Origin of the sequence: Leucobacter tenebrionis (assembly GCF_019884725.1) — a bacterium.
Lineage (GTDB): Bacteria > Actinomycetota > Actinomycetes > Actinomycetales > Microbacteriaceae > Leucobacter > Leucobacter tenebrionis.
Genome location: NZ_CP082322.1, coordinates 1,093,940 through 1,116,191, shown reverse-complemented (window position 1 = coordinate 1,116,191; position 22,252 = coordinate 1,093,940). Strand labels below are relative to the sequence as shown.

The 22,252-nt window shown below is 70.9% G+C and carries 19 protein-coding genes and 1 tRNA gene; 9 read left to right on the top strand and 11 right to left on the bottom strand.

Annotation, left to right across the window (positions count from 1 at the left end):
- Positions 1-12: 12 nt before the first annotated feature.
- The 6 genes from KVY00_RS05275 to KVY00_RS05250 form a co-directional block, all read right to left on the bottom strand.
- Positions 13-312 carry a hypothetical protein gene (locus KVY00_RS05275; protein ID WP_223045360.1) on the bottom strand — a complete coding sequence of 100 codons (300 nt, stop codon included), beginning with the start codon at positions 310-312 and terminating at the stop codon, positions 13-15.
- A gap of 263 nt (positions 313-575) precedes the next feature.
- Positions 576-1,649 (bottom strand): IS1249 family transposase, encoded by a 1,074-nt coding sequence (locus KVY00_RS05270; RefSeq protein WP_255572618.1) that lies wholly within the window; start codon positions 1,647-1,649, stop codon positions 576-578.
- A gap of 170 nt (positions 1,650-1,819) precedes the next feature.
- Entirely contained in the window at positions 1,820-2,437 is a 618-nt protein-coding gene (locus tag KVY00_RS05265; RefSeq protein WP_223044652.1) for a methylated-DNA--[protein]-cysteine S-methyltransferase, read from the bottom strand.
- Entirely contained in the window at positions 2,434-2,925 is a 492-nt protein-coding gene (locus KVY00_RS05260) for an RNA polymerase sigma factor (RefSeq protein WP_223044651.1), read from the bottom strand. The genes KVY00_RS05265 and KVY00_RS05260 overlap by 4 nt, the downstream gene beginning before the upstream one ends.
- 166 nt (positions 2,926-3,091) lie before the next feature.
- A complete protein-coding gene (locus KVY00_RS05255) occupies positions 3,092-4,282 on the bottom strand; it encodes a MarP family serine protease (RefSeq protein ID WP_223044650.1) in 1,191 nt (396 codons plus the stop codon).
- 52 nt (positions 4,283-4,334) lie between these two features.
- Entirely contained in the window at positions 4,335-4,958 is a 624-nt protein-coding gene (locus KVY00_RS05250) for a hypothetical protein (RefSeq protein ID WP_223044649.1), read from the bottom strand.
- Between the two features lie 146 nt (positions 4,959-5,104).
- Between KVY00_RS05250 and KVY00_RS05245 the strand changes: the two genes are divergently transcribed.
- The gene (locus tag KVY00_RS05245; RefSeq protein WP_223044648.1) at positions 5,105-6,028 is read left to right on the top strand and encodes a LysR family transcriptional regulator; all 924 of its coding nucleotides are present in this window, start codon (positions 5,105-5,107) and stop codon (positions 6,026-6,028) included.
- A 128-nt stretch (positions 6,029-6,156) separates the two neighbouring features.
- Here KVY00_RS05245 and fdhA read toward each other — a convergent pair whose 3' ends face one another.
- Positions 6,157-7,374, bottom strand: coding sequence for a formaldehyde dehydrogenase, glutathione-independent (fdhA, locus tag KVY00_RS05240; RefSeq protein WP_223044647.1), 1,218 nt, complete (start codon positions 7,372-7,374; stop codon positions 6,157-6,159).
- Between the two features lie 130 nt (positions 7,375-7,504).
- Between fdhA and KVY00_RS05235 the strand changes: the two genes are divergently transcribed.
- On the top strand, positions 7,505-8,764 hold the full coding sequence (locus tag KVY00_RS05235; protein ID WP_255572775.1) for a LuxR C-terminal-related transcriptional regulator: 1,260 nt from the start codon (positions 7,505-7,507) through the stop codon (positions 8,762-8,764).
- Positions 8,765-8,783: 19 nt separating this feature from the next.
- On the opposite strand, the gene KVY00_RS05230 is transcribed toward KVY00_RS05235, so the two are convergent.
- Genes KVY00_RS05230 through KVY00_RS05220 form a run of 3 tightly spaced genes read right to left on the bottom strand, consistent with a single transcriptional unit; the run spans position 8,784 to position 11,121 of the window.
- Positions 8,784-9,071 carry a DUF6457 domain-containing protein gene (locus KVY00_RS05230; RefSeq protein ID WP_223044646.1) on the bottom strand — a complete coding sequence of 96 codons (288 nt, stop codon included), beginning with the start codon at positions 9,069-9,071 and terminating at the stop codon, positions 8,784-8,786.
- A complete protein-coding gene (mobA, locus tag KVY00_RS05225; protein WP_223044645.1) occupies positions 9,068-9,784 on the bottom strand; it encodes a molybdenum cofactor guanylyltransferase in 717 nt (238 codons plus the stop codon). The genes KVY00_RS05230 and mobA overlap by 4 nt, the downstream gene beginning before the upstream one ends.
- Complete coding sequence (locus tag KVY00_RS05220) at positions 9,781-11,121, bottom strand: molybdopterin molybdotransferase MoeA (protein WP_223044644.1); 1,341 nt, start codon at positions 11,119-11,121, stop codon at positions 9,781-9,783. Before KVY00_RS05220 ends, mobA begins: the two co-directional genes overlap by 4 nt.
- Positions 11,122-11,272: 151 nt before the next feature.
- Here KVY00_RS05220 and fdhD point away from each other — a divergent pair, with 151 nt between their 5' ends.
- From fdhD to nrfD, 4 genes are read left to right on the top strand one after another with little or no spacing between them, the layout of a single operon-like run.
- Positions 11,273-12,133: a formate dehydrogenase accessory sulfurtransferase FdhD gene (gene fdhD / locus KVY00_RS05215; RefSeq protein WP_223044643.1), complete on the top strand. Its 861-nt coding sequence runs from the start codon at positions 11,273-11,275 to the stop codon at positions 12,131-12,133.
- Positions 12,134-12,142: 9 nt separating this feature from the next.
- A complete protein-coding gene (gene fdh, locus KVY00_RS05210) occupies positions 12,143-15,463 on the top strand; it encodes a formate dehydrogenase (RefSeq protein ID WP_223044642.1) in 3,321 nt (1,106 codons plus the stop codon).
- Entirely contained in the window at positions 15,460-16,446 is a 987-nt protein-coding gene (locus KVY00_RS05205; RefSeq protein WP_223044641.1) for a 4Fe-4S dicluster domain-containing protein, read from the top strand. The genes fdh and KVY00_RS05205 overlap by 4 nt, the downstream gene beginning before the upstream one ends.
- A gap of 28 nt (positions 16,447-16,474) precedes the next feature.
- The gene (gene nrfD, locus KVY00_RS05200) at positions 16,475-17,572 is read left to right on the top strand and encodes an NrfD/PsrC family molybdoenzyme membrane anchor subunit (RefSeq protein WP_223044640.1); all 1,098 of its coding nucleotides are present in this window, start codon (positions 16,475-16,477) and stop codon (positions 17,570-17,572) included.
- A gap of 93 nt (positions 17,573-17,665) precedes the next feature.
- Here the strand turns inward: nrfD and selD are convergent, their stop codons facing one another.
- Entirely contained in the window at positions 17,666-18,658 is a 993-nt protein-coding gene (selD, locus tag KVY00_RS05195) for a selenide, water dikinase SelD (RefSeq protein ID WP_223044639.1), read from the bottom strand.
- A 175-nt stretch (positions 18,659-18,833) separates the two neighbouring features.
- Here selD and KVY00_RS05190 point away from each other — a divergent pair.
- The 3 genes from KVY00_RS05190 (at position 18,834) to selB (ending at position 22,178) form a co-directional block, all read left to right on the top strand.
- Positions 18,834-18,929: transfer RNA gene (locus KVY00_RS05190), tRNA-Sec, on the top strand.
- Between the two features lie 92 nt (positions 18,930-19,021).
- On the top strand, positions 19,022-20,350 hold the full coding sequence (gene selA / locus KVY00_RS05185; RefSeq protein WP_223044638.1) for an L-seryl-tRNA(Sec) selenium transferase: 1,329 nt from the start codon (positions 19,022-19,024) through the stop codon (positions 20,348-20,350).
- A gap of 1 nt (position 20,351) precedes the next feature.
- Positions 20,352-22,178 (top strand): selenocysteine-specific translation elongation factor, encoded by a 1,827-nt coding sequence (gene selB / locus KVY00_RS05180; protein WP_223045199.1) that lies wholly within the window; start codon positions 20,352-20,354, stop codon positions 22,176-22,178.
- Positions 22,179-22,252: the final 74 nt, after the last annotated feature.

Sequence of the window (22,252 nt, the reverse complement as noted above, 5' to 3'; positions counted from 1 at the left end):
CGTGAAGTCCGGTCAGTACCGTCCATGTGAGTCACGCATTGCTATGCCGCTTCGTATAAGCATCGTGCGGATCGTTGTTGCGTCGAAATTGAGCTGCGCGCCGACACTCGCGAGCGAGAGGCCAGACTCATAGAGGCGTGCGGCCATGTCGACTTGGCTCGGACTCATGCCTTTCGACCGCTTCGCCGTGCCCGTCCTATCGAGTACCTCGCTGACCGTGACGCGATGAATACCGTGCTTCGCCGCGATCGCTTTCATCGTCTGCCCTGCCCGATACTCGGTGACGATGGCCCGCTCCGTCTCAGCAGGCAAGTGCTTCCCTTTGCGCGCCGAGCGCGGAGGCTGAGGCACGCGTCGCGGCGCAGCACCGTTGATCTGACATCGAGCCTCTGCCACCAGGCCATCGAGTCGGCGGACTGTCTCGTTTTGATTGCAGTAAGTCCGTAGGAGCCCCACCAACGAGAAGCGGGGCCGATCAGTGAGAAATCACTGATCGGCCCCGCTTTTGCGTTCTCGGCGGACCTCGTTCAGGGCGTGGGTTACCGGCCAGAAAGAGTGGATGGCGTTGGGCGTGTTCAGGCCCGGCCGGCCCAGCCGGTTCGTTTCCAGAGTCCTTCGCTGGCATCGAGGCCGGTGTCGTAGAGGGCGGGTCCGGTGGGTTCTTCCTGTGGTTTCGGTGGTGGCTTCTGCGGTTCCGGAGCGGCAGTGTTGAGTGCCTCGTCGAGTGAGAGTTCGTGCAGGGTGAGGAACCATTCCGCGGCTCGCCTGCGGTGCTCCTCGCTCATGCCGCGGTGACGCTTGAGGAGGTCTCGCAGTTGCGCGTTCACGCCGCCTTCCAGCGGGGAGGTCGTGCGTGGGTTCCCGTAGATGATGTAGGTGAACAGCAGGTTTTTCCTGACCACGTTGCGGACCAGGAGCCAGGCTTTGCGGAGTCGGTCATGGGTGAAACCGAAGTTCCCGTTTCTCAGCAGAGTTCGTTCGCGGGTGAGGTGTCCGAATGCGCGCCACCATTCATCGAGTCGGATCTGCCACGAGATCGCGGCGTCCTCGTCCCAGACCTCGCCCAGCTGCATCACGAGCTGGCGCAGGGCGCGCCCGGCTCTGGTGCGTGGATTCCTCGTGAGGTGCCGGGTCACGTTCAGTTGCAGGTGGAACAGACAGCGTTGATGCTGCGTGTGCGGCCATGCCTGCCGGAGTGCGGACGGGAGCCCGCTGCCACCGTCCGAGACCAGCACCCCGGGAGACGGGATCTGCTCGAGCAGCGCGGCCCAGGCTGCGGTGGTTTCCCCGCCTGACCACTGCCAGGCGAGCACCCGGCCGGTGTCGGAGAGCGCGATCAGCAAGCACCACGATCCGATCCAGATCCCATCGACCATGACCGCGTGGAAGATCGTCTTGCAGGGCGGCAATGTCGGCCGCATGCCCCAGCACCAGGCCGTTCTACGGCGGAACGTGCGCCCGGTCCGGGTGCCATCGATCTCGGGTTGAGAATGCTTGCCCGTGAGCCAGGACACGAACTCGCGCAACTGCTCACGCTGGGTGAGATCGGGGCGTTTCCGAACGCTCGAGGTGCCGCAGTTCTTGCATCGCCAACGCTGTGTTCCTGAGGGGTGTTTCCCGTTCTTCACGAGTTTGGTCCCGCATAGCATGCAGAAGGTCGAGTTCAGGGGATTCGGCACAGTTAAGGGTGCCGGGGTATAACGATCCCGGTTTTACCGCGTGTTCACGCGGCTAGACGCCGTTTCCATCCACTCTTTCTGGCCTATAACCCCAGGGCGTTATGAGTCAGAACGTTGCCCGGGTTCGCGCGAGAACACCGTCATGATCCGCCCCGCTCCAGTTCGAGCAGGGTCGTCTTGGCGTCCAGGCCGCCGATGTAACCGCCGAGCGATCCGTCGGTGCGCAGCACCCGGTGGCACGGCACCACGACGGGCAGCGGGTTCGTAGCGCAGGCGCTGCCGACAGCGCGCACGGCCTTCGGGCTGCCGACCATCTCGGCCATCTCCTTGTAGCTGCGGGTCTGGCCGTAGCCGATCTCGGGCAGATGCCGCTGCACCAGCTGACGGAACCCTCTCGACAGCGAGAAGTCGAGCGGCAGGTCGAAGGTCTCGCGCCGGTGCGCGAAGTACTCGTCGAGCTCGCGCGCGGCGGTGTCGAGCTGCCCGGGGGAGCGCAGGATGCGCGGGCCGACCTTCATCGCCAGGGTCTCGAGCACCCGGTCGTGATCCTCGTTCGCGAAGGCGACCCGGATCAGCCCCTTCGGCGTCGACGCCAGCAGCAGCTCGCCGACCGGGCTGTCGACGATCCGATAGGCGACCTCGACGAGACCTTCGGCCTGCGCCGTGGCCTCCAAGCGACGGTGCAGCTCCTCGAGCTTCGAGGGGTCGACGGGCGCTGCCGGGGCGGTGAGGGCGTCATCGCTTCGGGTGTCGGTCATGATCGTGCTCCTTTCACGGCGCAGCCCGGGTAAGTTCTTCGCAGGGTCTTCAGTCCGTCGGCGGCGGCTCTTCTGGCGGCGTCGACGGTGCCGCCGAGGATCTCCGCGATCTCCGCGTGAGACATCCCGACGAGGTATCGGAGGGTGATCGAGAGCCGCTGCTTCTCGGGCAGCCGGCCGACCGCCTCCCAGAGATCGGTGTCGCTCGCGCCGGGGATCCCGAGTGCCGTCGGGGCCTCGGGCAGCTCCTCGACCGGCAGAGGGTCGTGCTTCCCGGCACGGTGCACGTCGATCGCCTTGCGGCGGGCGATGGTCACCAGCCAGGCTTCGACGTTCGCCGTGTCCGAGAGCTCGGGGTAGGCGCGCATCGCGGCGAGGAAGGTCTCCGACCAGGCGTCGTCGGCGTCATGGATCCCGAGCAGGGATCGGCAGACGCGGAGGACGGTGATGCCGTGATCGGCGACCACGGTCTCGAACGGGGCTTTCATATCGATCCAGTCATGTTCATCCCATCGAATGCGCTTCCGTCTCGTCTGCTGCGAGATCCGGCGTCAACAATCGCTCTCTGTACCGTGAAGACGTCGGCGAGCCCCGAAACGTGAGATCGACGTCCGGGGCCGCTCCGAGCGCTGATGCCGCTCTCGCGCGAGGAGGCTACCTGACGCACTGCCCGGAGGATACGGGCGCCGGATCGGCGGAGCCGTCGACCGACGCGAGCACGGGCAGCAGCTCGGCGAGCGTCATGGCGTAGCCCACCTCCGAGCGTGCCGTGTCGCGGGCGAAGACCACGCCGGCGACGGCGCCCTCCTCCGTGAGCAGCGGCCCGCCGGAGTTGCCGGGCTGCACGTCGGCGTCGAGCGTGTGCACGGAGCGGGGCGATCCGCCCGTCCCGTAGATGTCGGGGACGGAGATCGTGCCGGTAGCGAGCACTCCCGCCGGAACCGTGCTGAACGGCCCGCCGTGCGGGTAGCCCTGCACCGCGCCGACTCCTCCGGGTGCGAGGGCGTCGTCGAGGGGCAGGGGAGCCGCGTCGACGTCGACGGCGATGACCGCGAGGTCGTCGACGGGGTCGAAGTACACGATGCGTCCGTCGCGCGCGGGCTCTCCGGGCAGTTCGACCAGCGGTGTCTCGATACCGGCGACCACGTGGGCGTTGGTGACGACGCGGTCCTCGGCCACGACGAAACCGCTGCCGGTCGGGATGGTGCCGCAGCCGTAGGCGATCCCCGAGATGCGCGCCACCGACGCCGCTGCCGCGGAGAGCGCCGGATCGTCGGTGTCGATCTGCGCGGGATCGGGCGCCGCGAGCACGAGGTTGCCGTCGATCAGCCCGTCGATCGTCGGCAGGACGGTGTCGCCGAGCACCGCCGAGTGCAGCCGGGCCATTGCGGCGACGAGCGGATCCGGAGTCACCCGGTCGATGTAGCGCAGCACGGACGACGAGGCCGCGGCCGCGGAGACTCCCGGGATGCCCGAGGCGGCGACGCCCGCGCCGATCAGCGAGACCGAGGTCACCGCCGCAACCAGGCCGAGCGCGCCGCCGAGCAGCCGCTCCAGCGGCTTGAGGCGGATCCGATCTGCTCCGCGGCGCACGATCCCGCCGATGCCCGCGCCGATCGAGGCGCCCAGCACGAGCAGCAGCACCGCGGAGGCGATCACCGCAGGGCTGCGCCAGCCGGCCTCGGGCAGCTCGCGAGCGATGAGCGGCAGCACCCAGGGGGAGGCGGCCGCACCGGCGAGAAGCCCGCAGAACATGCCGAGCGCCGAGAAGAATCCCGCTCTGAACCCCGCTACCAGGCCCACGAGCAGCAGGATCAGGATGACGACATCTGCGATCCCGAGCATCGGCCCCTCTCACGAACGTGCGGCGCCGGGTCGGCGCGCTTCGGCGCTGAGCTTACATCACGGGAATGGGATGGGGCCGGGTCGGTTCGGGATCGGCCCCGGCGGCTCCCGAAGCAGCGGCTTCAGCCGCTTCGGCCTCCTCCGCCGCGGCTTCCGAAGCATCCGCCGCCGCAGCCTCCTCCGCTCGCAGCCAGGGCAGGCTGATCGGGATGGTGTCGAAGGCTGAGGGGTCCTCGGGCTCGACGTGGCGGGAGGGGTCGAGCCAGGGCAGGCTGATCGCGAGGGCGTCGGTGACGCTCGGGGTCCACGCGCCAGGCGGGATGTCAGCCGGCTCCTCCTGCTGGGCGTCAGCGGTGGAAGCGGCAGGCGTGGCGGATGCTGCAGTGAGGGAAGCTGAGGGATCACCCGGCGCAGCCAGGCGCATCCTCGCCCAGCGGCTCCGCAGCGCGCACAGTACGCCGTGGGCGCCGATGACTCCCCACACCAGATTCGACGCGACCGCGGGCCACGCGCCGTACATCAGCGCTCCGCCCGCCGCCATGAATCCGCCGATCGCGTTGAGGGAGGCGTAGCGGATAGCGGTGGGCGAGGCCCAGCCGCGCCAGATCATGAGGTAGGCGGAGAAGGTGCCTGCGGTGCCGAGCCAGCCGAGCGTGGCTCCGACGAAGTCTTCCAACGGTGTTCCTTGTGCGTTTCGATGCGGGCACGGTTGACGCGGATCGGAAGCAGAGCTTCCCGGGCGTCGAATAGCACCATTCTGCGCCCCGACAATGGTTCAGCACAATCGAATAAATGAGAATCGGGCATTTAGAATAAGTGAATATGAGGATCAACGTCGCGCGCCTGCAGTACTTCCTCCAGATCTCGCGCAGCGGGGGTGTGCTGGCGGCGGCCGATGTGCTGGGGCTCACGCCCTCCGCGGTATCGCAGCAGCTCGCGAGGCTCGAGGCGGAGGTGGGTGTTCCACTGGTGGAGCGCAGCCCCCGAGGCATCGTGCCGACCGCCGCCGGCCGCGAGCTGATCGAGCTCGCCGAGAACGTCGAGCGAGAGGTCAACGAGGCGGCCCTGCGGGTCGGTGCGGTGAGCGACCTGCCGAGCGGGCGCGTGCGATTCGGCGCGTTCCAGAGCTTCATCGGCGGCCTGCTCGCGCCGTCGCTTCCGCAGTGGCGGAGCGAGCTCTCGGGTGTCGATCTGCTCGTGGTCGAAGCCGAGCAGACCCAGTTGCTGCGCGCGCTCCGTACCGCGGACCTCGATCTCATCGCCACGGAGTTCGACGAGTCCGTCGATCCGGCCCCGCTCGGGCCGGGAGTACGGGAGGCCCCGCTGCTCGACGATCCGTGGGTGCTGGTCGCGCCCGCGGGCACCCAGGCCGCGATGGGTGTCGTGGAGCTCGAGAACCTACGGCTTCCGTGGCTCGAGGTCGACTCCGGGGCCGGCGCGTCGCACGCGGTGCGACGGGTGCGACGGGGCCTTCGCAACTCGGTCACGGCCCCGCACCGGTACAAGAACCACCAGACCGCGCTCTCCCTCGTCGCCGCCGGTGAGGGCGTCACTCTCATGCCGCAGCTCGCTCTGCGGGAGCAGACTCTGAACGGCGTCGAAGTGCATGAGCCGCCCGGGCTCGGGGTGCGCCGCATCGCGCTGCGCTATCGGGCGGGGCGGAAACCGAACCCCGCCGTTGCGGCTGCCGTCGACTTCCTGCGCTCGCTCGCGGCTTCGGGGGAGCCGTCGGACCAGACGGTGTAGCCGCGTCGATGCTCGCCTGGGTGAGCGACGCAGTGCCTGCGCCCGAAAACGCGGAGTCCCGATCTGCTGCTTCGCCCGAGGGGGAGGCAGCAGATCGGGACTCCGCGTTCGCGTCGTCGCCGCGGCGACTACGACTTGATGTAGCCGTTCGGGTTCAGCACATACTTCTTCGCGGCGCCCTGATCGAACTCGGCGTAGCCGCGCGGGGCGTCGTCGAGCGAGATCGGCGTCGCGTTGACCGCCTTCGCGATCTGCACCTTGTCGTGCAGGATCGCCTGCATGAGCTGGCGGTTGTACTTCATGACCGGGCACTGGCCCGTGGTGAACGACAGCGACTTCGCCCAGCCGAGACCGAGACGGATCGACAGCGATCCCACCTTCGCGGCCTCGTCGATGCCGCCCGGGTCACCGGTCACGTAGAGGCCCGGGATGCCCAGGGCGCCGCCCGCCTCCGTGATGTCCATCAGGGAGTTGAGCACGGTCGCGGGCGCCTCGTGACTCGCGTCGGATCCGTGGCCGCGCGCTTCGAAGCCGACCGCGTCGACTCCGCACTCGACCTCGGGCACCCCGAGGATCTGCTCGATCTGATCACGCGGGTCGCCCTTCGAGACGTCGACGGTCTCGCAGCCGATCGAGCGTGCCTGCGCGAGGCGATCCTCATTGAGATCTCCGACGATCACCACACCCGCGCCCAGCAGCTGCGCGCCGACCGCGGCGGCGATGCCGACCGGGCCGGCCCCCGCGACGTACACCGTCGAACCGGGTTTCACGCCGGCGCTGTAGGCGCCGTGGAAGCCGGTGGGGAAGATATCGGAGAGCATCGTGAGATCGAGGATCTTCTCGAGCGCCTGATCGCGGTCCGGGAACTTCAGCAGGTTCCAGTCCGCGTAGGGCACGAGCACGTACTCCGCCTGACCGCCGACCCATCCGCCCATGTCTACGTAGCCGTAGGCGCTGCCCGGCCGGTCGGGGTTGACGTTCAGACAGATGCCGGTCTTGCCCTCCTTGCAGTTGCGACAGCGACCGCAGGCGATGTTGAACGGCACGGAGACGATGTCGCCGACCTTGATGAACTCGACGTCGGGACCGACCTCCACCACCTCGCCAGTGATCTCGTGGCCGAGCACGAGCCCCTCGGGAGCGGTGGTGCGGCCGCGCACCATGTGCTGGTCGGAGCCGCAGATGTTGGTCGCGACGGTGCGCAGGATGGCGCCGTGCGGCACCTTGCGACCGACGTTCGCCGGGTTGACGCCCGGCCCGTCCTTCAACTCGAACTCCGGATAGTCGGTGTCGATGACCTCGACGACCCCTGGGCCCTTGTACGCAACAGCTTTGTTACCTGACATCAGCGTCCTTTCTTTCGGAGGTCGACGGTGACCTGGCCCCAGCCTCGCGTGCTCCCGGGAGGCTCACAACTGCTCGCGAGGATGAGGGGAGCCATACCTTCGGGTAGGCGTTCGAGACTATGCTCATGTCATGTGTAGTGAAGTCTCCCGCGAGGCCCTGCTGCGGGGCCTCTCGGATGTGCTCGCCTCGCCTCTGCGACTCATGCTTCCCGCCCTCTCGGAGCTGATCACGCCGCTGGTGTCGCACACCGCCCTCGTGATGCTCGCGGCCGATGTCGGAGGCGGACGAGTACAGGGCGCCGGCGATCCGGTGTTCGTGCGTCGGATGCGGGGACTCGAGCTGGAGCGCCTGCGGAAGCGGCTCGAGGCGTCCGGCGGGATGCGGAGCGAGACGCTGGAGATCGCGGGCTCGGAGCACCGTACGCTGCAGCTGCTGTCGCGCAACGGTGCCCTGCTGGTGGTCGCCGGTCCGGGTAGCGGAGCTGAGACGCAGGCGCAGCTGCTGCTCGCCGTCTGGGACATCGTGGCGCAGCACGTGCAGGAGCGGGCCGACGAGGCGAAACCCGACTACCTGCAGCACGCTCGGGCGATCGCGGGGACGCGGCTGAAGGCGCTGACCGAGCTCGAGGACGAGTACGCCGCGGCCATGGAGTCGGTGCTCGCGGCGCTGCGCTCGAAGCGGCTCAATGACGCGCAGGCCCGAGCCGAAGCCCTCAGCCGAGCCGTCGCGGCGCTCTCCAGGATGTCGAGCACCGTCGAGCAGGTGCGCACCCTGACCGAGGAGTCGGTGACCGTCTCGTTCGAGCGTCTGAAGGAGGATCTGCGCGCGATCTCGCGCTACTCGCCGGTCAAACTGCAGTTCGCGGATCCGCCGGCCGACGGGCGGCCGCTGCCGGGCGAAGTGTCGCTCGGCGCCCGCGCCCTCGTGTACCGGGCCGTCCTCACCCTCGTGGAGGGGGAGGAGGTGAACCACATCCGCATCCACTGGGACTGCGACGGCACGAACCTGCTCATCCGCATGCAGGACGACGGGCCGGGCTCGGCCGCGGCGGCGAAGACGCTGCTGGGCAAGATCAGAGAGCGGATCTGGTCGCTGAACGGCACCGTGACCGTCGACACGACGCCCGGCTGGGGCACGCGGATCAATGTCACCCTGCCGCTCGATCCGCCCCGCACGCACCCGGCCTCATCGGCCATGGCCGGCATGCGACCTCGGGAAGTGCAGGTCGCGGCGCTCATGGTCGCGGGCTATCGCAACCGCGCCATCGCCGACGAACTGCGGATCAGCGAGAACACGGTCAAGTTCCACGTCTCGCGCATCCTGCGCCAGCTGGGGGCGGACTCGCGCGCGGAGGCCATCGCCGTGCTCACCGCCGGGCAGCGGGGCTAGCCGACGGGCTCGGGGCGGATCAGCCGGCGCCCCCGTCCCAGCCCTCGGCGAGCGCCGTGATCGCCGCCGCCCGTGCCGCGAGCGCCGATGAGGCGTCCTCGCCGGCAGCGGTCGCGCGCCCCATGGCGACGCCGAGCAGGAAGGTGCTGAGCGGGGCCGCCGGTCGGGCAACCCCGTGAGCCACGTCGCGGGCGACGTTCAGCACGGTCGCGATGTCGATATCGCCGGGATCGAGGCCGAGGCGCGCAGCCGCCGCAGCGAGCCAGTCGTCGAGGGCCTCGGGCGGCAGGTGGCGGGAGTTGCTCATGGTCGCTCCTTCGCTGCGGCGCGCCTGGCGCGCGCGAGATCTTCCGGGGTGTCGATGTCGGCGATCGTATCGCTCGGGGCGGGGAGCCGGATCAGCCGGGCCCCGGAGAAGGCGAGTCGCAGCGGCCGGTCGTCGAGGGAGCCCGCGGCTCCGAGGCCGGCGCGCAGGGACGAGGCGCGGTAGATCCCGGCGAGCCACTGGGGACGGCCATCGGGATCCTCGAGCAGTACGCCGTCCCAGCGCTCGCCGCCGAGCCGGTCGCTGCCCCGGGCACCGTCGCGCGGCGCATTCTCGTGCGGACCGCCGCCGTGCGCGCTATCGCGCGGCGTGCCGTTGCGCGGCAGCCGCGCGAACTCGACGGCGAGCGCGTCGCACACTGCCGCCGGGTGCTCGAGGTCGCAGGCGAGCAGCAATACCCACTCGGAGGCGCCGGTCTCCGCCCCGAAGCGGGTGTCGAGCGCGTCGAGACCCTCGGCGAGCGCTGCGAGCGGGCCGGAGAACGGCGGATCCTCCCGCACGGAGACGGTGCCGGGCGGTGCAGCGCTCAGTGAGCCGACCACGACGATGCGCTCGATCCCGATCCCTCGCACCGCGTCGACGACGCGATCGATGAGCCGCTCGTCGCGCAGCAGCAGAGCACCCTTGTCGACGCCGCCCAGGCGGCTTCCCCGCCCACCGGCCAGCACGATCGCATCGAGGGGCGCTCGGTTCATCGCGGCCCCACCATGAGGAGGCCGACGGGATCGCCCGCGGCGACGTCCCCGCGATCCTCGTCCACCACGGCGTAGGCCTGTACCGCGCCGTGCCCGCCGACGGCGTGGGAGACTCCGCGGGGGTCGACGGCGGGACGGCACAGGAGCGCCGGCGCCGCCGCGGCATCGCGGTCGTCGCCCGGCGCGCCGGGGTCTCCCGGATCATCGGCGGCGTTCGCTCCGGCTTCGAGCGTCACGGGCATGAGCTGCAGGCGACCCCGAGCCCCGCGCCACCCGACCGCCGCCACCGCCGGGATCAGCCGGGGGAGCGGATCGGCGCGCCCCTGCCAGGCGAGCAGTGCCGGGCGCACGAACACCTCGAAGCTCGTGGCCGCGCTCACGGGATTTCCCGGCAGGGCGAACAGCCAGGCGCCCGAGGAGAGGCGGCCGGCGCACTGCGGCTGACCGGGGCGGACCGCGACCCTCGCGGCGCGCACGCCGGGCTCCGACCGCACCGCGAGGCGCACCACGTCGTGGCTGCCGGGTCCGACGCCGCCCGTGGTGATGATCGCGTCGCAGTCGCGCGCGAGGTCGCGGAGCTGCTCACGCACGGCGTCGGCGTCGTCGGAGCATCGCCGCACCGCGACCGGCTCGATGCCGCTCTCGCGCAGCAGGCCCGCGACGAGCAGCGAGTTCGATTCGGCGATCTGACCCCGGGCGAGCGGTGCACCGGGCGGGCGCAGCTCGGCACCCGTCACGAGCACGGCGACCCGGGGGATCTCGCTCACCCGCACCTCGGCCACGCCGGCAGCGGCGAGCGCCGAGAGCCGCGCGGCAGTGAGCGCGTCACCCCCGCGGGCGACGGGCGATCCCGCGCTCAGGTCCTCGCCCCGGCGGCGGATGTTCGCCCCCGCCCGCACCGGCGCATCGAGGCGGATCTCGGTGCGACCCCAGAGCTCAGCCTCATGCGCGGTGTCGGCGGCTTCGAGTCGATCGGCCTCCGGCCCCGAGACGAGCTCGACGGGTACGACGGCGTCGGCGCCGGAGGGAACCGGGGCTCCCGTCATGATCCGCACGGCGGTGCCCGGAGCGACAGCCGGATCGGCGGCGCTCCCCGCGAGCACCTCGCCTGTCACGACGAGCCCGACCGGCTGCTGCGGCGTCGCGCCGGCGGTGTCGGGGGCGCGCAGTGCGTAGCCGTCCATCGCGGAGTTGTCCCAGAGCGGCAGGTCGTGGGCGGATCGCACGTCCTCGACGAGCGTGCGCCCGTGGGCCCGCTCGACGGGGAGCACGACCGTGCCGAGGCGCCCGATGCCGGCGAGGATCCATTCCCGCCACTCCGCAGCCGACACACGCATGGGGCTGATCCTACCCGCCGCCCGCCGCCGGGATCGCGGAGTCCCAAACTGCTGCTTCTGGCCCTGAGGTGCCAGCAGTTCGAGACTCCGCGTTTCGGAGTCCGTGAGCGCGAAGGCCGCGAGAGCGAAGACCGTGGGGTTCAATGGAGGTATGTCACGCATCGCCGCCCGCCGCCGAGTCACCCGCGTCACCGTCGGCGAGGCCCCGCGCCGCCGCGCCGACTTCCTCGCGGTCGAGGAGCCGCTCGAGATCAGGGTCGGCGGCAGAGCCCTCACCGTCACCATGCGCACGCCGGGCAGCGACGTCGAGCTCGCGGCCGGCTTCCTCGTCTCGGAGGGAGTGATCCACCGATCCGAGCATCTCGCCGCCGCGATCCACTGCGCCTCCGACGGCGAGGAGAACACCTACAACGTGCTCGATGTCGCGCTCGCGCCCGGTGTCGCGCCGCCCGATCCGAGCGTCGAGCGCAACTTCTACACGACGAGCTCGTGCGGGGTGTGCGGCAAGGCGAGCATCGACGCGGTCTCGACGGTCTCGCGCTACCGGGTGGACGAGGATCTGCTGCGGCTCGACCCCGAACTGCTCGCCGGGTTCCCCGACGCGCTGCGGGCGGGGCAGGCCGTGTTCGAGCGCACTGGGGGTTTGCACGCGGCCGCGCTGTTCGACGGCGCTACGGGGGAGATGCTGGTGCTGCGCGAGGACGTGGGTCGGCACAACGCCGTCGACAAGGTCGTCGGCTGGGCGCTGCAGCACGATCGCCTCCCGGCTCGGGGCTGCGTGCTCATGGTGTCGGGGCGGGCGAGCTTCGAGCTCACGCAGAAGGCGCTCATGGCGGGGATCCCGATGCTCGCGGCCGTCTCGGCGCCGTCGTCGCTCGCCGCGGAGCTCGCCGCCGAGGCGGGGCTCACGCTGGTCGGGTTCCTGCGCGGCCCCTCGATGGTGGTCTACAGCCGGGAGGATCGCCTGGATCCGGGGTCCTCGACTCTGGATGACCCCTCGCCCATCGGCTAGGGTTGGGGCATGGCGCGTTTCAGCCCGCTCGAGTGGCCGGTGTTCCGGCAATTCGCCTCTCCCGACCGGTTCGGGCGAGGCGACTCGGTCATGTCGCGCAAGACCCGCGAGATCGCGCCGCGCACCTCGACTGCCGACAGGGTCGTCCAGAGCGTCTGCCCCTATTGCGCGGTGGGGTGCGGCCAGAAGGTGTTCGTCAAAGACGAGCGGGTGGTGCAGATCGAGGGCGATCCCGATTCCCCGATCTCGCGCGGCCGGCTGTGCCCCAAGGGCTCGGCGAGCGAGCAGCTCGTCAATTCGGCATCGCGGCAGACCGAGATCCTCTACCGAGCCCCGTACGCGACCGAGTGGCAGAAGCTGTCGCTCAGCACCGCGATCGACATGATCGCCGAGCGCTTCATCGAGGCGCGCAAGAAGTGGTGGCAGGATCACGACGAGCACGGCCGCCCGGTGCGGCGCACCATGGGCATCGCGGCGCTCGGCGGCGCGACGCTCGACAACGAGGAGAACTACCTCATCAAGAAGCTGTTCACCGCGGCGGGTGCGATCCAGATCGAGAACCAGGCCCGCATCTGACACTCCGCCACGGTTCCCAGTCTGGGAGCCTCGTTCGGCCGAGGCGGCGCGACACAACCGCTGCAGGACATGGCCAATGCGGATTGCATCGTGATCCAGGGATCCAACATGGCCGAGTGCCACCCCGTCGGGTTCCAGTGGGTCTCGGAGGCGAAGGCGCGCGGCGCGAAGATCATCCACATCGATCCTCGGTTCACCCGCACCTCCGCGGTGGCCGACAAGCACGTCCCGATCCGGGCCGGCTCCGACATCGTGCTGCTCGGCGCGCTCATCAACCACGTCATCGAGAACGACCTGTGGTTCAAGGAGTACGTGCTCGCCTACACGAACGCGGCGACGATCGTGAGCGAGGAGTTCCGCGACACCGAGGATCTCGACGGGCTGTTCTCGGGGTACGACGCCGAGACCGGCACGTACGACCCCTCGAGCTGGGCGTACAAGCGGACCGGCGCGCAGAAGCGGGACGAGGCGAAGGACGCCGAGGGGGCCGATGAGCTCCAGGAGATGCACGGGTCCGGCCACCAGTACGGCAGCGGCGGGCCGGCGGCGGGCAATCGCTACCTCACGGACGAGACGCTGCAGGATCCGCACACGGTCTTCCAGATCCTGAAGCGCCACTACTCGCGCTACACGCCCGAGATGGTGCGCGAGGTCTGCGGCATCTCCGAGGAGGACTTCGCCTACCTCGCGCGCACGATCACCGAGAACTCCGGGCGCGACCGCACCACCTGCTTCGCCTACGCGGTGGGATGGACCCAGCACACCATGGGCGCCCAGTTCATCCGCACCTCGGCGATCCTGCAGCTGCTGCTCGGCAACATCGGGCGGCCGGGCGGCGGGATCATGGCGCTGCGCGGCCACGCGAGCATCCAGGGCTCCACCGACATCCCGACGCTGTTCAACCTGCTGCCGGGCTACCTGCCGATGCCGACGTCGACCGCCGAGACGCTGCAGGACTACCTCGCCGGCATCGCATCCCCCGACCAGAAGGGGTACTGGGCGAACGCCGACGCCTACACGGTCAGTCTGCTGAAGGCGTGGTGGGGCGACGCCGCGCGCGAGGACAACGACTGGGCGTACGACTACCTGCCGCGCCTCACCGGACCGCACGGCACCTACCAGACCGTCGCGAAGATGCTCGCGGACGAGATCGACGGCTACTTCGTCTTCGGGCAGAACCCGGCCGTGGGTTCGGCGCACGGCCGCATGCAGCGGCTCGGCATGTCGCATCTCAAGTGGCTCGTGGTGCGCGATTTCGCAATGATCGAGTCGGCGACCTGGTGGAAGGACGGACCCGAGATCGAGTCGGGTGAACTGCGCACGGAAGACATCGCGACCGAGGTGTTCTTCATGCCCGCCGCGAACCACGTCGAGAAGTCGGGCACCTTCACCCAGACGCAGCGCATGGTGCAGTGGCGGCACCAGGCGGTGCAGCCGCCGGGCCAGGCGCAGAGCGAGCTCGACTTCTTCTACGAGCTGGGGGTCAGGATCCGGGAGCGTCTCGCGGGCTCCACGGACCCGCGCGATCGTCCGCTGCTCGACCTCACCTGGGACTATCCGCTCGATGAGCACGGCAACCCCGATCCCGAGGCAGTGCTCGCGGAGATCAACGGGCGCTTCCGCACGGGGGAGCGGGCCGGGCAGCCGCTCTCGTCGTACACCGAGATGCGCGCCGACGGGTCGACCGAGGGCGGATGCTGGATCTACACGGGCGTCTACGCCGACGGAGTGAATCACGCGGCGCTGCGGCCCTCGCGCGACGAGCAGTCGGCGGTGAACCCGGACTGGGGCTGGGTGTGGCCGGCCAACCGGCGGGTGCTCTACAACCGGGCGTCGGCCGATCCCGAGGGGCGCCCGTGGAGCGAGCGCAAGAAGTACGTCTGGTGGGATGAGGCCCAGGGGCGCTGGATCGGCGACGACGTCCCCGACTTCCCGGCCACCCTCGCGCCCGGCACGCAGCCCGCGCCCGAGGCGGGCGGACCGGAGGCGCTCTCGGGCACCGACGCCTTCATCATGCAGTCCGACGGCAAGGGCTGGCTGTACGCGCCGAAGGGCCTCGTCGACGGCCCGCTGCCCGCGCACTACGAGCCGCAGGAGTCACCCGTCGCGAACCCCGTCTACGGGCAGCAGCGCTCGCCGGCGCGCGTGACCATGGCGCGCGAGGACAACCTCAGTGCCCCGAGCGACGACGAGCGCGGGGCCGGCGTCTACCCGTACATGTTCACCACCTACCGGCTCACGGAGCACCACACCGCGGGCGGGATGAGCCGGTGGCTGCCGTATCTCGCGGAGCTGCAGCCCGAGATGTTCTGCGAGGTGTCTCGCGAGCTCGCCGAGGAGTGCGGCCTCGAACCCTACGGCTGGGCGACCATCATCTCGCCGCGCTCCGCGATCGAGGCGAAGGTGCTCGTGACCGACCGGGTGAAGCCGCTGCGCGCGGGCGGGCGCACGGTGCATCAGATCGGCCTGCCCTACCACTGGGGCGTGGGCGGCGATGCGGTGGTGAGCGGCGACTCCGCGAACGATCTGCTGGGCGTCGTGATGGATCCGAACGTGCTGATCCAGGAGTCGAAGGCGGGATCCTGCGCCATCATCCCGGGGCGGCGACCGCGCGGCGAGGAGCTGCTCGAGCTCGTCGAGCGGTACCGGCGGCGCGCCGGAGTGACGATCGACACCGGCATGCGGCACGCCGACGATGCCGGTGGTCGCGAGTACGCTGGGGACGAGCCGCAGCACGAAGAGGGGGAGCGATGACCAGACTCACCGAATCCGAGCACGCCGCCCACCACGAGCACGTGCACCCCCGCAAGGGCTTCTTCACCGACACCTCGATCTGCATCGGCTGCAAGGCCTGCGAGGTGGCCTGCAAGGAGTGGAATCGCAACCCGGCCGATTCCGACTGGCAGCTCTCCGACTCCTCGTATGACAACTCCGAGGGGCTGGGCGCCGACACCTGGCGCCACGTGGCGTTCATCGAGCAGGGGCAGGAGCGCATCGAGCAGGCCCGCGAGAGCGGCCGCAAGCTCGTGAGCCTCGGCATGCCCACGGTGCGCAAGGATCCCGACGATCTCTCGGGTGCCGATACGACCCCGCCCGACACCCCCGACTTCCGCTGGCTCATGTCGTCGGACGTGTGCAAGCACTGCACCAATGCCGGCTGTCTCGACGTCTGCCCCACAGGCGCGCTCTTCCGCACCGAGTTCGGCACCGTCGTGGTGCAGGAGGACATCTGCAACGGCTGCGGCACCTGCGTGGCGGGGTGCCCCTTCGGGGTGATCGAGCGGCGCAGCGACGGGATCGCCGTGCCCAAGACCAACCGCGACTTCGTGCCGGGGGAGCAGGCGCCCACCCGCAACGCCGGCGTCGCCCAGAAGTGCACGCTCTGCTACGACCGCCTCACCGACGACCAGACCCCCGCGTGCGCGCAGGCCTGCCCGACCACGTCGATCAAGTTCGGCAGTCGCGAGGAGCTCGCGAAGATCGCCCGGGCCCGCGTGCGCGAACTGCACAAGCAGGGCCTCACCGAGGCGCGGCTGTACGGCGCGAACGAGCGCGACGGCGTGGGCGGCACGGGATCGATCTTCCTGCTGCTCGACGAGCCCGAGGTGTACGGTCTGCCGCCGGATCCGCAGGTCGCGACGAAGGATCTGCCGCGCATGTACAAGCGGGCCGGGCTCGCCGCGCTCGGCATGATCGGCGCCGTGGCGCTCGCGTTCCTCACCGGAGGGCGCCGATGAACCGCCTCGACTGGAAAGGTGAACGCCGGTGACGCTCTCGGAGTTCGACAGCTACCGTCCGCCCGAGAAACCGCGTCGCTTCGGCGGTAAGCGCAAGCGCCGCGGTGTCGGGCGCGGGGGAGCCGGGGCGACTGACGGCTCTCGCGAGATGTCGATGGTGCCCGAGGCGGAGTTCGCCAGCTACTACGACCGGCCCATCGTGAAGCCGCCGCCATGGGAGGCGCCGATCGGCGTCTACCTGTTCCTCGGGGGAGTCGCCGGCGGGTCGTCGCTGCTCGCCGCGGGAGCGCAGTTCAGCGGCAACGAGAAGCTGCGCCGCAACAGCCGGCTCGCCGCGATCGGCGCCGCCGGCGCGGGTGCTGTGGCGCTCATCGCCGACCTGGGCCGACCCGAGCGGTTCCTGAACATGTTCCGCACGCTCAAGGTGACCTCCCCGATGAGCGTTGGATCGTGGATCCTGGGGGCGTTCAGCGCGGGCGCGGGCGTCGCCGCCGTCGCCGAGGTCGACCGCATGACGAAGCGCAGGCTGCCCCTCGGGCCGCTGCGCAAGCTGCTGAACCTCGCCGAGAAGCCGGCCGGGGTCGCCTCCGCGGTGTTCGCCGCGCCTCTCGCGGCCTACACGGGCGTGCTGCTGTCGAACACGGCGAACCCCACCTGGAACGCGGCGAAGGAAGACCTGTCGTTCGTCTTCGTGAGCTCGGCGAGCCTCGCGGCGGGCGGTCTCGGCATGGTCACCACGCCGGTGGCCGACGCGAAGCCCGCCCGCATGCTCGCCGTGGCCGGCGCGGCCGCGGAGCTCACCGCCTCCGAGCTCATGGATCGGCGCATGGATCCGGTCGCCGCCGAGCCGCTGCACCACGGCGGCGCGGGTGCGATGCACAAGTGGAGCAAGCGTCTCGCCGCGATCGGCGGAGCCGGCGCGATCTTCGCCGGGCGCAGCCGCGCGGTCGCGGTGGTCTCGGGGGTCGCGCTGCTCGCGGCCTCGGCACTGACCCGCTTCGCCGTGCTCGAGGCCGGGCTCCACTCGACGAAGGATCCGCGCTACGTGATCGAGCCGCAGAAGCGCCGCCTCGAGGCGCGCCGCCGTGCGGGCATCGTCGACGACTCGATCACCACCGCGGAGTAGGCGCTGCGGCTCCTTCTCCGAGCCTGCCGAGGCGCGCGAACCTCCTGGCTTGTGATTCCTGGCTTCGACGGGCCCCGCGGGCGATAACGCGGTCTAGCGGACCGTGATCCCCGATCCCGCGACGGTCTCGCCGATCAACGGGTAGCCCGGCACCTCGCCCACGACCAGCAGACCGCCCGAGGTCTGAGCGTCGGCGAGCAGCACCAGTCCCTCCTCGCTGAGCGGTGCCTCGACGCTCAGGTGCGGGCGCACCCAGTCGAGGTTGCGACGCGATCCTCCCGGGATGAAACCCTCGTCGAGCGACCGCCTCGCCCCCTCGACGATCGGCACGGCGCTCGAGTCGAGCACGGCGCCGACGTCCGAGGCGCGGCACATCTTGTACAGGTGCCCGAGCAGGCCGAAACCGGTGACGTCGGTGGCGGCCCGCGCGCCCGCTGAGACGGCGGCGAGCGAGGCATCGCGGTTCAGCTGCACCATCTGCGCGATCGCGTGCTCGAAGACCTCGCCGGTGCGCTTGTGCCGGTTGTTCAGCACACCCACGCCGATGGGCTTGGTCAGCGTGAGCGGCAGGCCCGGCTCGGCCGCATCGTTGCGCATGAGCTGCGCGGGGTCGACCACACCGGTGACCGCCATCCCGTACTTGGGTTCGGGGTCGTCGATCGAGTGGCCGCCCGTGACGGGGCAGTTCGCCTCGGCGGCGACGTCGAGCCCGCCGCGAAGCACCTCCGTGAGCAGTTCCATCGGCAGCACCTCGCGGGGCCAGCCGACGAGGTTGATCGCGGTGATGGGAGTGCCGCCCATCGCGTAGATGTCCGAGAGCGCGTTGGCGGCGGCGATGCGACCCCAGTCGTACGCGTCGTCGACCACCGGCGTGAAGAAATCGGCGGTCGAGAGCACGGCGAGGTCGTCGCGCACGAGCACCGCCGCGGCGTCATCGCCGTCGTCGAGCCCCACGAGCACGTTCCCGGCGGTCTGCCCGACGAGCCCGCGCACCGCGTCCTCGAGCTCGCCCGGCGGGATCTTGCAGGCGCAGCCCCCGCCGTGCGCGTAGCCGGTCAGACGTCTGGGATCCCGCGCGGTGTCCATCCTCCGAGACTACCGGTTGCGTCTCTCCGAGCGCGGTCCGTACTTCGGATCTCTCCCTTATTTCGGATGAAACCCTGGCAATCCATCCGAAACAACGGCGAGGCCCGAAAGACGGATCACGATCGGGCAGGAGCGAGGCCCGGCAGCGGGGAATGAGGAGTGTAGGCTCGTCGGTGGAGGCGTCAGGGTTCCTGGTGGGCCCCCCGGTCTTCAAAACCGGTGAGGCCGAGTATCTCGGTCTGGCGGGTTCGATTCCCGTCCGCCTCCGCCATATGCCGATCGAAGAATATTGAGCTTCCGTCACGGGCGCATCGTTGCGAGGGCGCTCGTCGGCGCGGGTTCGACGGGCTGTGAGGGGAGCCGATGAGCGACGAGGATCATCGCAGGCGCATTCCCCGCACCGACCGACTGCTGGCGCTGCCGGCCGCACGAGAGGCGCGGGAGCGGATCGGCGACGCCGCGGTGCGACGCATCATCGACGCGCAGCAGCGCGCGGCACGCGAGGGGCGGCTGCCGGCGGAGCGGGTGGAGCCGGAGGTCGAGCGAGCGCTCCGGGCCGAGCGTCCGACCTCTCTGACGCCGGTGCTCAACGCGACCGGGGTGATCGTGCACACCAACCTCGGTCGGGCGCCGCTCGCTCGGCGTGCTCGCGAGGCGGTGCTGAGCGCGGCGGGCTACGTCGACGTCGAGATGGACCTCGAGACCGGTAAGCGCAGCGCGCGCGGGGCCGGTGCGCGCGAGGCGCTGCTGCAGGCCTGCCCCGACGCCGAGGACGCCGTGATCGTCAACAACGGTGCAGCCGCGCTGCTGCTCGCCGTCACGGCTCTGGCCGGAACGGGCGAGATAATCGTGAGCCGCGGTGAGCTCGTCGAGATCGGCGCGGGCTTCCGCCTGCCCGATCTGCTCGTCACCACGGGGGCCCGTCTGCGCGAGGTCGGCACGACGAACCGCACCCACCTCGACGATTACGCGCAGGCGATCGGTCCTGAGACCGGGTGCCTGTTGAAGATCCACCCCAGCAACTTCCGGGTGCAGGGCTTCACCGCGGAGGTCGGGACGTCGGAGCTGCGCAGCCTCGCCGACGAGCACGGGCTGCCGCTCATCGTCGACCTCGGTAGCGGGCTGCTGGACCCCGAGCCGACGCTGCCGGACGAACCGGATATCGCGAGCGCCCTGCGCGCGGGCGCCGACGTGGTGATCGCGAGCGGGGACAAACTGCTCGGCGGTCCGCAGGCGGGCCTGCTGCTGGGACGGAGCGCCGCGATCCGGCGCATCGCGACGCATCCGCTCGCCCGTGCGATGCGCAGCGACAAGCTCACGCTCGCGGCCATCGAGGCGACGCTCAGGATCGCGGAAACCCCGGTGTCGGCGGCGCTGCACGCCGATCCGGGGCGCCTCCGGGAGCGGACCCTGATGCTCGCGGAGCGGGTGGGCGCCGAGGTCGTGCCCCACGACGGGCGCGTGGGCGGCGGAGGAGCCCCCGGGGTGCCGCTGCCGGGGTGGGCGGTCGAGCTGCCCGAGTCCGCCTCGGAGCGATTGCGCGCCGGAGAACCCGCGGTCGTCGCCCGGGTGCATCAGGGCCGCTGCCTCGTCGACCTGCGCTGCGTGGCGGAGGAAGACGATGAGCGGCTTGCAGAGGCGGTGCTCGCGGCGATGCGCGATCCCGAACCCCGTCGGCTCGGGCTCCGCTGACATGTACGTCGTCGCCACCGCCGGCCACGTCGATCACGGCAAATCGACGCTCGTGCGCGCGCTCACCGGCATGGAGCCCGACCGCCTCGCCGAGGAGCGGCGGCGCGGGCTGACGATCGACCTCGGCTTCGCGTGGACGCGGCTGCCCTCGGGGCGCGAGGTCGCCTTCGTCGACGTGCCGGGGCACGAGCGCTTCCTCGCGAACATGCTCGCGGGCGTGGGCCCCGCCCCGGTCGTGTGCTTCGTCGTCGCCGCCGACAAGGGCTGGCAGGAGCAATCGTCGGATCATCGCGACGCGATAGCGGCTCTCGGCATCGAGCACGGCATCGTGGTGATCACGCGGGCGGATCGGGCCCCGGATCGGGTCTCGGAAACGATCGAGCAGACCCGGATCGCCCTGGTCGGCACCCCGCTCGAGCACGCGCCCGTGGTGGTCTCGGCGCTGCCGGCCGATGAGTCGGCGGGCACGGCCGGGCTGGGAGAGCTCGTCGCACGGCTCGACGAGGTGCTCGCCGCCGCTCCCGCCCCCGACGCCGCCGCGCGCGTGCGATTGTGGATCGACCGCTCGTTCACGATCAGGGGGGCCGGCACGGTGGTGACGGGAAGCCTCACCGCGGGCACGCTGCACCAGGGGGACCGCTTGCAGCTCGTCGGCGAGAGCGGGGCGCGGACGACAGCAGTGCGCGGGCTCCACAGTCGGAACGCCGCCGCGACCTCGGTGGCGCCGCACGCCCGCGTGGCGGTGAACCTGCGAGACGTGGTCGCCGACAGTGTGCACCGCGGAGATGCGCTCGTGACACCCGACGCCTGGCCGATCGTCGACGTGATCGACGTGCGGCGCACGACGGGGTCGGGCTTCTCCGACGCGCCCCAGCAGCTGGTGATGCACATCGGCACGGCCGCGGTGCAGGCGCGCCTGCGGCCGCTCGGCGACGACCACGCGCGGCTCGCCCTCGCGCGGCCGCTGCCCCTGCAGCTCGGCGACCGTCTCGTGCTGCGCAGCCCGGGCAGCCGCTTCGTGTTCGCGGGAGCGCTGGTGCTCGACGCGGACCCCCCGGCCCTCACGAGGCGCGGCGACGGAGCGCGGAGGGCGGCCGCGCTCGCCGCACGGTCGGAGACGGGAGACGCCGCAGTCGAGGTGGAGCGCCGAGGCGCGATGCCGGTCGAGTGTCTGCGCCGGCTGGGGCTGCGCGGACTCGATGCGGTGCCCGAGGGGATCGCCGCGGTGGGGCGCGACGGGGGCTGGTGGGTGCATCCGCCCGCACTGGACCGTTGGGCGCGCCGGTTGCGCGAGGCGGTGGCCGAGAAGCTTCGCGCGGATCCGCTCTCGCCGGGCCTGGCGGAGGGCGCGGCGGCCGACGCGCTGCTGCGCGCCGAGCCGCCGCTGCCGGATGCCTCGCTGCTGCCGCTCGTGGTGCGCCGTGCGGGGCTCGAGTCTCGCTCGGGGGCGCTGCGGCCGCCGGGAGTCGGCGTGGATCTCGGGGCGGCCGAGGCCGGGATCGCGCGGCTCGAGCGGCGTCTGCGCGAGCACCCCTTCGCGGCCCCGGAGGCCGACGAGCTCTCGGCGCTGCGACTCGGTGCTCGGGAGCTGGCGGCGGCCGAGCGCGCCGGCCGCCTGCTGCGGCTCGGCGGTGGGATCGTGCTGCTGCCCGCGGCGCCGGCGGAGGCGATGCGCCGGCTCTCGTCGCTGGAGCAGCCGTTCACCACGAGCGAGGCGCGGCGCGCGCTCGACACCACGCGCCGGGTGGCGATCCCGCTGCTCGAGCACCTCGACGCGCGGGGATGGACGCGGCGCATCGACGGAGTGCAGAGGACGGTCGTCCGTTAGCGCGAGCGAGCGCGATCGCTCGGATGCTGGTCGCGACGCATGTGCGGCCCGATGGGTCCATAGTCGGCGCATAG